The sequence below is a fragment of the Denitromonas iodatirespirans genome, assembly GCF_018524365.1.
GTDB classification, from domain to species: domain Bacteria; phylum Pseudomonadota; class Gammaproteobacteria; order Burkholderiales; family Rhodocyclaceae; genus Nitrogeniibacter; species Nitrogeniibacter iodatirespirans.
Map to the genome: position 1 here is coordinate 1 of NZ_JAEKFT010000182.1, position 249 is coordinate 249.

General features: G+C 61.4%; 1 protein-coding gene. It reads right to left on the reverse strand.

The annotated features are described in order from the left end of the window. The coding region (locus tag I8J34_RS25365) for a transposase (RefSeq protein ID WP_214364225.1) at positions 1–249 on the reverse strand (249 nt) is incomplete at both ends.

The window sequence follows — 249 nt, forward strand, 5'->3', positions numbered from 1 at the left end:
CCTCGCGGATCTTGACCCGCAGCGCATCGAAGAACACCACCGGGTACATCGGCTCGAGCGGGCGCGACTGCCAGGCGCCCACCTCGGCCATCACCGCATCGGTGACCGAGCTGATGAACTCGGGTGATACCTCGGTGCCGTACTGATCGATCAAGAAACCCTGGATCTCGCGAATCGTCATGCCGCGGGCGTACATGGCTATGATTTTGTCGTCGAAACCGGTAAAGCGCCGCTCGTGCTTGGGGATGA